Below are 8,383 nucleotides of genomic sequence, written 5' to 3'. Positions count from 1 at the left end.
AAGGATTTCCCACTCTTCGTCTGTTAGGCTGCTAGAGTACGGCATGACTGCTGGATACGGCTTTTGCGGTAACTGTACTTCAAGATAGTAAAAGATGTCAAATGGGTTCTATAAGGTTAAAACATGAACTTTCCTCTGTTAGCCAAAGAAGCACCTCTTGACACGCTGACTTTGAATTGAGGATACTGCTTCGTATCAAAAGCAAACCCGATCCGCTCGCTTTCACTTCGCCTTCGGTACGCTTGCGTTCCTGACAGGAATCCCTGCTCTCAGCCTATCAGCAGAGGTAAAAATCATGCCCGGATTGAAACCTAAAGTAGGGTCTAGCCTCAAAGCCGAATGGGATAGCATCACAGTTGAGTATTCCCTGACACCACCTGGTGAGAACGATAAGACGATGCCCAAACACCTTGTCGGTGTCGCCTTTGCTCCCCACGAGCGCGTGACGTGGTGTGTTGATGGAGGTTCAAGCCAAACAACATCGCTGCATCCCGGAAGTGTTTTCCTCTACTCATCGTGCGAGTTTGTTTGGTTACACTCACAGCGACCGAGTGAGTGCGTTCACATGATGCTAGACCCAAACTTGCTGAGTCGAGTAGCAGCAGAAAATTCTTTGTCTAGCAATGTTGAAATTGATTACCGTGTCATGTTTGCAGACCCAACCATCCTGCATTTGGCGCAGTTGTTCAAGTCCGAAATGCTCAACGGCGGTTTAGCTGGGAAACTTTATACTGAGTCCCTGACCAACTTATTAGCGGTTCATCTTCTACGAAATTATAGCGGGACACGGATTTCGCCAGCTCTACAAGATGGAGCGCTTGACACCCCCAGGTTGAGCCTAGTCAAAGATTTTATTGAAGAACATCTGGCTGAAAATTTGAGCATTGCAGACTTGGCTAGTGTTGTGCATATAAGTCCCTTTCACTTTGCTCGTGCCTTTAAAACTGCCACAGGTCAACCACCGCATCGCTACATTACTCATCGGCGGATGGAACGAGCAAAAATGTTGTTGTCTGTAACCCGTCTTCCCGTTGCTGAAGTGGCATATCGGGTTGGTTTCTCTAATCAAAGCCACTTTACTGCCCAATTTCGTAGAGCCACAGGTACAACACCTAAAGGCTATCGGGATAGTCTTTAATGCTATTGCAGCACGCAGAAAAGCAAGATTAGCATAAACGACAGCAAGAATCGGTCGTGAATGTACATTTTATCTTTTCTAAGCTTTGGATAATACAAGAGCCAATTGCAGACTTGAAGCAAAGCTAGGGAAAGCAAAAATGACAAACGATTTTGAACACAACGCCTCTAGTGATGTTAAAACCCCTCGTCGTGAAAAAACTATAGGGGTCAGCCGCCGTCGCATGATGCTTTACGGTGGCGCAGGGTTGGCAGGTGTTGCTGCCATGACGGTTGGCGGACGGGTTGATGCAAATACACAACAGTCTGCTGTTGCACAGCAAGTTTCCGCTAAGCCAGAAGGCAGGTTTGCAGGTAAAGTTGTTCTAATTACTGGTGCCACATCAGGTATTGGGGAAGCAACCGCACGGGCGTTTGCTAAGGAAGGGGCAACCGTTCACTTTTGCGGTCGCCGGGAAGCACTGGGGGAGAAGGTTGCCCAAGAAATTAACGCTCAAGGCGGTAAAGCAAGCTATCAGAAAGTAGATGTCCGCCAGGAAGAGGAAATTAAAGCATTTATCGATACTTGCGTTCAGAAATATGGTCGGATTGACATTGCTTTTAATAATGCCGGAATTGAGAGTTCTCCGAATACTGTTGCCCAACAGTCGTTAGGAGACTGGATGAATGTGATGACGACCAATGCAACAGGTACTTTCTTATCTATGAAATATGAACTTCCCGTTATGCTCAAGCAGGGGAGTGGTGCAATTATCAACAATGCTTCCGTTTCCAGCCATGTCGGCTTTGCAACCATCGCACCCTACAGTGCCAGCAAACACGCGATCGCATCTTTAACTAAAGTTGCAGCCTTGGAGTATGCAGACAAAAACATCCGCATTAATTCCATCTCGCCTGGTGCAGTGGATACGCCAATGCTGCGACGGGCAATGGCTGCTTGGAAGCTTTCCGAAGAACAAATTGCCAACGAATACCCCATCAAGCGGCTAGTAGCTCCAGAAGAGATTGCAAAAACCGTTTTGTGGCTCTCCTCTGCTGACCCCACCTGCATTATTGGTACTGACATTGACGTAACAGGTGGCTACCTCACAAAGTAGTTGCAGTTGCTAAATAAATCATTTCTATAGCAATCCTAATTCATCAAATTCTCTTTCTCTCCGTCCTCTCTTGCCTGGAGCATTTCGTTAATTTTTATACATCAAATCTGGTTACTATATGGCTAATCAACAAACTCGAAAAAAGTTTTTGAATTTGAGTGCAGTTGCAGGTTTTTCGTTTCTTTTGGGCAGCCAGAATCTATTAGGGCAGAAAGCTTCAGCAGAAGCTAGCTCTACTGAACATTCCAATGTTGCAATTATTAAAAGTTACTACGAGGCATACGGTAAAGGGGACTTAGGAACCGTCCGGCAAATTTTTGCTCCGAATATTGCTTGGACAATTCCCGGACATCACCCACTAGCTGGAACCAAGCGAGGTGTAGATGAAGTTTTAGCTTTCTTCCAGCAGCTCGGCTTAGCCAAATTTCGGGCTGAGGTCTTATTTTTGGGCGGTAATGACTCGTATGTTGTCGATGTTCATCGAGGCTGGAGCAACATGGAACGGGACAATATCGATCAGCTTTGGGTATTGTTGTTCAAAATTGAAGGTGATCGCATTGTCGAAGCTGTGAATTTTCCCGGCGATCAACACGCAGCAGATGCCTTCTTCTGGAAAGTTTATCCGCTCAAACCCCTGCCAGAACGACTGGCTTAATAGGAATGGCACTCAGGCAACGAGCCTGGAAATAAATTTCACAGCGAGAAGCTTAAGTAAGCTATAGCTTGCGGGGCGAGGTTTGAACCCGTTTCAACCGATTTTAGCTAGTAGGTTGGGTTTCACTATCGTTCAACCCAAAGCCCTATAGGGGTTGCTGGGTTGAGGAACTAAACCCAGCCTACGGAATTTTGGCTAAGTTCTATCTAATTTCTTGTTGGGCTATCTGAGTAATCTCTACAACATTGATAACTCAGCCGCTTAGTTTGTTATGCTGTCAATAGTTATTAAATTTTGAAATAATTGAGATTTTAATGAAGCAAGATACAATAAATAAAATAACAGCTACGATTAAAAAGTATTACCCAAGCATCCAATTTAACTATATTTTTTTTCCAGAACAGTACAAAGGATACCATATTTGGCAATCCCAATTATCTGCTATTGAAGTTTACCAAAATGACATTCCCGTTCCTAGAACAAAGGACTATCAGCTAGTTTGGATAGTTTATGTTAATGGTGGAGTAGCAGAAAATATCGGTGATGTAGGCTGGACTGATGCACAAACCCAAGTGGGAATTAGACAAGATTCAAAAGAACCTTCTTGGGTAGATGATGATAGTAATATGCTCTCCTCTGAAACAAAAAAGCTAATGGAATCGTTAGCTTCTGAGCTTCTAGATATAGTTTGCTCTGATGAATCATAATACTTAGAAGGAGATTCTGAGTTCTAAGCAACTAATACCTTTTTGACTGCCACTTCCATCAGAGCTTCTCACTGTGCGATCACATTTCCTCATCCTGCCAAAATGCGATCACGCTAACGCACTTGACAAAATCAGTAAATTGTGTATTTAAAATAGGACGAAGCGATCGCATCTTCCCAGTTAGACTCCACGAGAAAAGAGCGATCGCATTCTCTTTTGCTGCTAGCCCATACCAGACCCTGAAGTGGCTCAACTACCTATAGATCCGTCTATAGTTATCTACAAGAAATATTTATAAATAAGTGTTTACAAAGTTTAATAAGATAATCACATACACAAATAAGTATTTTTTCCTAATGCCATGATAGCGGATCAATTTCCCTGGCTTAGCGCGATTATCCTGCTCCCACTCGTTGCTGCACTGCTTATCCCTTTTCTGCCTGATAAAGACGGCAAGCGTGTGCGCTGGTATGCACTGGGCGTGGGGATCGCAGACTTTGTATTGATGTGCTACGTCTTTTGGAAGCATTACGATCCAACGAGCGCTACTTTTCAACTCGTAGAGAAATATACCTGGCTGCCTCAGTTAGGCTTGAACTGGGCGGTTTCGATTGATGGAGTTTCAGCCCCGCTTGTGCTTCTGGCAGGATTAGTCACGACACTCTCAATATTTGCGGCGTGGCAAGTCAATCTCAAACCCCACCTCTTCTATTTCCTGATGCTGGTGCTGTATTCCGCACAAGTAGGAGTATTCGTCGCCCAAGACGTGCTGCTGCTGTTCATTATGTGGGAAGTAGAACTAATTCCCGTCTACCTACTCGTTTCGATTTGGGGTGGACAGAAGCGTCAGTACGCCGCGATGAAGTTTTTACTATATACCGCCGCCGCTTCTATTTTTATTTTGGTCGCTGGTCTGGGAATGGCCTTCTACGGCGACAATCTGACCTTCGATATGGTCGAACTTGGCTTAAAGGATTACCCCCTTACTTTAGAACTGCTGCTTTATGCAGGATTGCTAGTTGCCTTTGGTGTCAAACTAGCTGTTTTCCCCCTGCACACCTGGCTACCGGATGCACACGGCGAGGCATCTTCTCCCGTATCGATGGTATTAGCCGGCGTACTGCTGAAGATGGGCGGATATGGGTTGATTCGCCTCAATTTAGGACTTCTTTCTGATGCACACGTTTACTTTGCACCTGTATTAGCGATTCTGGGCGTTGTCAATATTATCTACGGTGCATTTAACTCCTTTGCCCAGACGAATATGAAGCGTCGCCTCGCCTATTCGTCGGTTTCTCACATGGGATTTGTCCTGCTGGGGATTGCGTCCTTTACTGACTTGGGAATCAACGGCGCAATGCTGCAAATGATTTCTCACGGTTTGATTGCCTCATTACTATTCTTTTTAGCTGGAGTGACTTACGATCGCACTCACACGATGTCGATGAAAGAAATGGGCGGGATTGCTCAGGCAATGCCCACTGTGTTTGCCCTGTTTACAATGGGTGTGATGGCATCGTTGGCTCTGCCGGGGATGAGTGGCTTTGCTAGCGAACTTGCGGTTTTCGTCGGTGTGACAACTAGCGATATCTACAGCTCAACTTTCCGCACTGTGACAGTCTTTCTAGCCGCTGTGGGTGTCATCCTGACGCCAATTTATCTGCTTTCGATGCTGCGACAGGTATTTTACAATTCTGGTGCAGTACCTACCTGCGACATTGCGCCTACCTGCGACATTACTGATGCAGACTTGAAGAGTCAGGGAAATCAGGAGCCGGTTTGCTTTGGTACAAACTGTACCTTGCCGATAGATGCAGAATTTACCGATGCTAGACCTCGTGAAGTGTTTATTGCTGCCTGCTTTCTGGTGCTGATTATCGGTTTTGGCGTATACCCCAAGATGGCTATGCAAATGTACGATGTAAAAACTGTTGCAGTTAATGCTCAGGTTCGCCAATCTTATACCCAAATCGCAGAAGTGAATCCCCAGATTTATACGGAAGGATTTTTGGTTTCTAAGGTGGCAGAATCGGACGTAACGCCTGTTTTGGGAATGGTAGAGCGTTATCCAAGATAAGCGCCGCCTGAGTAATCCTTTGGTAGCCGATTGTAGGGGCGTTTTGCTTAACCCAAAGGGTTATCAGCTACCAAGGTTATTTTTTCGGTGCGCTTGTCGGCTCAAATGCGATCGCTTTTAGCTGTGGGAGTGCCACAAAGACTGATTCAATTGGTTTTAATCTTTAGCAGAAACCCAGAGGGTGCGCGTGTCGCCGCCTCTGGGTAAATAGCTAGAAAGCTGATTATTACTTTGACAGACGCTGGATTATTGAGTCAGATAAAAACCGAAAAATCCAGGTATAGCAAACTTTTGACGATTTTTGGAGCCTAATGTAGTTGGCTCTTTCGTCCTAAATTTATTCTTCTTTGAAGACTTGTGTTGCGAGGAAGGCTAATGCAGCGGTACTAGCGATCGCGCCTAACTGGAGAGCGGGATTTTTAGCCAGCCAGTCAGAAACGCTCGGTATCACCAAATTGCTAAAATCTCCATCAACTCTAGTATCGCCGGGAACAGGCTCATAAAGGTTGTTCCGATCGTCTGGGGACTTCGGCTCGTTGGTGCGTTGGGCTTGGAAACCAACCAGCAGCAACAAAGAATCCACCAGTTCCGGCGATAGCCGCTGTAGCGCATCTAGCGCTCTAGCTGCATCCCCAACCAAGAAGTCACGAGTTGGATTTTCGGCAACGTAGAGGATCGCGTCAGCGACCAGCCTGGGGTCGTAGTAGGGGGGTATCCCTGACGGCTTCACGCCTAGCTTGGTAAGACCATTATTCCAGAAGGGTGTATTGATGACCGCTGGTTTCACACTCGTCACGCTGATGGGGATGCCCTCATGTTGTAGCTCGACGCGCATCGCTTCCAGGAATCCCTCGATCCCATGCTTTGCTGCGGAGTATGCACTTTGGTAAGGGAGACTTCGCAAGCCCTCCATTGAAGAGATGTGGATTAGCGCCCCCTGTCTCTCTCGCTTGAGATGGGGTAGCGCCGCCATCGCACCGTATACCTGCCCCATCAAGCTAACATCAATGACGCGCTTAAACTCTTCTGGTGTGGTGTTGTCGAAGGTGGCAAAGATGCCGACAGCAGGGAGGTGTACCCACGTATCGAGCCGCCCGTAGACTTCGACGGTACGGTCTGCGATCGCTTTGACCTGCTCGAATACCGACACATCCGCTACCACAGCCGTTGCTTCACCTCCAGCGGTACGAATCTCGTCCACCAAGGACGCTAGCTTCGACTCATTGCGAGCCGAGACAACCAGCTTTGCTCCACGACGAGCAAACTGAAGGGCTGTCTCGCGCCCGATGCCGCTGCTCGCCCCAACGACGGCAACAACCTGCTGATTGATTGGTTTTAGTTGCATTAATGCTACTCCTTAAAGTTTTTATGCTAAAAAATTCACCTCTAAAGGTAAAGTTTTTCTAGAACGTTTGGTCTAATTGCAATCTAAAAAATCAACTTTTCAATAATTACATCATACTAAGCGATAGCGAAATAAACATTGTACTTAAGCATGGCTAAAAGCGCTCTGGATATTGTAAAAATCAAAAATTAGGCTCTTGCCTTATTCCTCATCAGTTAAAAGGGGCATATTGGATGCCGCGATCGCTTGCTGAATCTATTTATAACTATTCAGACAAATTTGTGTGCTTTTAAAGAGAATAGTTACTATGCTTTCAGCCAATTTCTACCCAAAGCAGGGTTTATTATTAAGCTAGTAAGTGTTCGTAGATACAAAGAGCTTTAGCTGGCGCTAAAAATTGAGTTTTTTATTCAGGAAATCAATAAATTTTCATCCTATATGCGGATTCTAGGGAATCTCATCTTTAGATATGTTGCATTTATAGGCATTCACAGGATTCACATAAAGCATTATGGCTGATAAAACTAGGAAAGCAGACAAGGAAACCAAGATAAGGGATCAAGGCAATCTTTCAGATGTACCCATCGAAGATACTGACCTGGTTTCAGATATACCCGTAGAAGATACTGGCGAACCCATTATTTCAGATTTACCCCAGGCAATTACTGAATCCTTGGGAACGGGTGTTGCGGTAGAGCCGGGGCTAGAAATTGGCGGACGAACCATGCGCGATCGCATGGAGCAGTACACATCAGCTGGCCCAGAACTAACCGGCGGTGATATTGATGCTCGTTGGGATCAGGCGGAAGCGGTTGGTGACGAAGCCGTAGGGGGAACTGTTGCTACTCCAGATCAGAATGTTGTTGACGAACTCGGAGTTGCTGTTGGGCTTGATTATGACGACGGCGTATCGCTTCAGACAAACGATATTTTGGAGTCACGCGACGCTGGTCGATGGGAGTTAGACCCCATGTCTGCGGAAGATTATCCGGAGCATTGAGTATTGTGTGGAGTGCGATCGCATTTTCTGTGCGATTCAAACCGATTGCTTGGTCAAAGATTCGAGTGAACCCTTGCAATCAGGGAACTCCTAGAAAAAAATTATCAATCTAGATTAATCCTACTAAGAGCAGTTTATGGCAACCCCAGATCCCGACACCAGACCAACAGACCTAAAAATCACTGGAAACATTGATACACCAGATACACCATCGATGCCAGCTCCAGATGCCTATGTTAATCTAGGCGATTCGGCAAGCAACCCTCTAATTATTTCGCCGCTGTCGGAAGAAGCAGAAGCAACGGAATATCAGGAAGAAACTGAAGATGCCGAACGCTCAACAGCAGCTAGTGAGGGAGAGTGAC

At 46.0% G+C, this 8,383-nt stretch carries 9 protein-coding genes; 7 read left to right on the top strand and 2 right to left on the bottom strand.

The genetic code is table 11. The features are described 5' to 3' along the window. Positions 1–295 precede the first annotated feature (295 nt). The 4 genes from H6F66_RS17555 (at position 296) to H6F66_RS17540 (ending at position 3,596) form a co-directional block, all read left to right on the top strand. A complete protein-coding gene (locus tag H6F66_RS17555) occupies positions 296–1,138 on the top strand; it encodes an AraC family transcriptional regulator (RefSeq protein ID WP_190423636.1) in 843 nt (280 codons plus the stop codon). A 139-nt stretch (positions 1,139–1,277) separates the two neighbouring features. Continuing rightward, complete coding sequence (locus tag H6F66_RS17550; RefSeq protein WP_242019265.1) at positions 1,278–2,234, top strand: SDR family oxidoreductase; 957 nt, start codon at positions 1,278–1,280, stop codon at positions 2,232–2,234. A gap of 118 nt (positions 2,235–2,352) precedes the next feature. Further along, positions 2,353–2,889: a nuclear transport factor 2 family protein gene (locus H6F66_RS17545; RefSeq protein ID WP_190423634.1), complete on the top strand. Its 537-nt coding sequence runs from the start codon at positions 2,353–2,355 to the stop codon at positions 2,887–2,889. Between the two features lie 314 nt (positions 2,890–3,203). Then, positions 3,204–3,596: a hypothetical protein gene (locus H6F66_RS17540; protein ID WP_190423632.1), complete on the top strand. Its 393-nt coding sequence runs from the start codon at positions 3,204–3,206 to the stop codon at positions 3,594–3,596. Positions 3,597–3,675: 79 nt separating this feature from the next. On the opposite strand, the gene H6F66_RS17535 is transcribed toward H6F66_RS17540, so the two are convergent. Next, positions 3,676–3,849, bottom strand: a complete 174-nt coding sequence (locus tag H6F66_RS17535; protein ID WP_190423631.1) for a hypothetical protein — start codon at positions 3,847–3,849, stop codon at positions 3,676–3,678. Between the two features lie 108 nt (positions 3,850–3,957). Here H6F66_RS17535 and H6F66_RS17530 point away from each other — a divergent pair, with 108 nt between their 5' ends. Continuing rightward, positions 3,958–5,673, top strand: coding sequence for an NAD(P)H-quinone oxidoreductase subunit 4 (locus H6F66_RS17530; RefSeq protein ID WP_190423628.1), 1,716 nt, complete (start codon positions 3,958–3,960; stop codon positions 5,671–5,673). A 337-nt stretch (positions 5,674–6,010) separates the two neighbouring features. On the opposite strand, the gene H6F66_RS17525 is transcribed toward H6F66_RS17530, so the two are convergent. Then, the gene (locus H6F66_RS17525) at positions 6,011–7,018 is read right to left on the bottom strand and encodes an SDR family oxidoreductase (RefSeq protein WP_190423626.1); all 1,008 of its coding nucleotides are present in this window, start codon (positions 7,016–7,018) and stop codon (positions 6,011–6,013) included. 511 nt (positions 7,019–7,529) lie between these two features. On the opposite strand from H6F66_RS17525, the gene H6F66_RS17520 reads away from it, so the two are divergent. Both H6F66_RS17520 and H6F66_RS17515 read left to right on the top strand, forming a co-directional pair. After that, positions 7,530–8,018: a DUF6335 family protein gene (locus H6F66_RS17520; RefSeq protein WP_199295357.1), complete on the top strand. Its 489-nt coding sequence runs from the start codon at positions 7,530–7,532 to the stop codon at positions 8,016–8,018. Positions 8,019–8,154: 136 nt separating this feature from the next. Further along, the gene (locus H6F66_RS17515; protein ID WP_190423624.1) at positions 8,155–8,382 is read left to right on the top strand and encodes a hypothetical protein; all 228 of its coding nucleotides are present in this window, start codon (positions 8,155–8,157) and stop codon (positions 8,380–8,382) included. Position 8,383 lies beyond the last annotated feature (1 nt).

The organism is Trichocoleus sp. FACHB-6, from assembly GCF_014695815.1.
Classification (GTDB): Bacteria; Cyanobacteriota; Cyanobacteriia; order Cyanobacteriales; family FACHB-T130; genus Funiculus; species Funiculus sociatus.
Note: the sequence above shows the minus strand (reverse complement) of the source record. Positions and strands in the feature narration are given on the sequence as shown.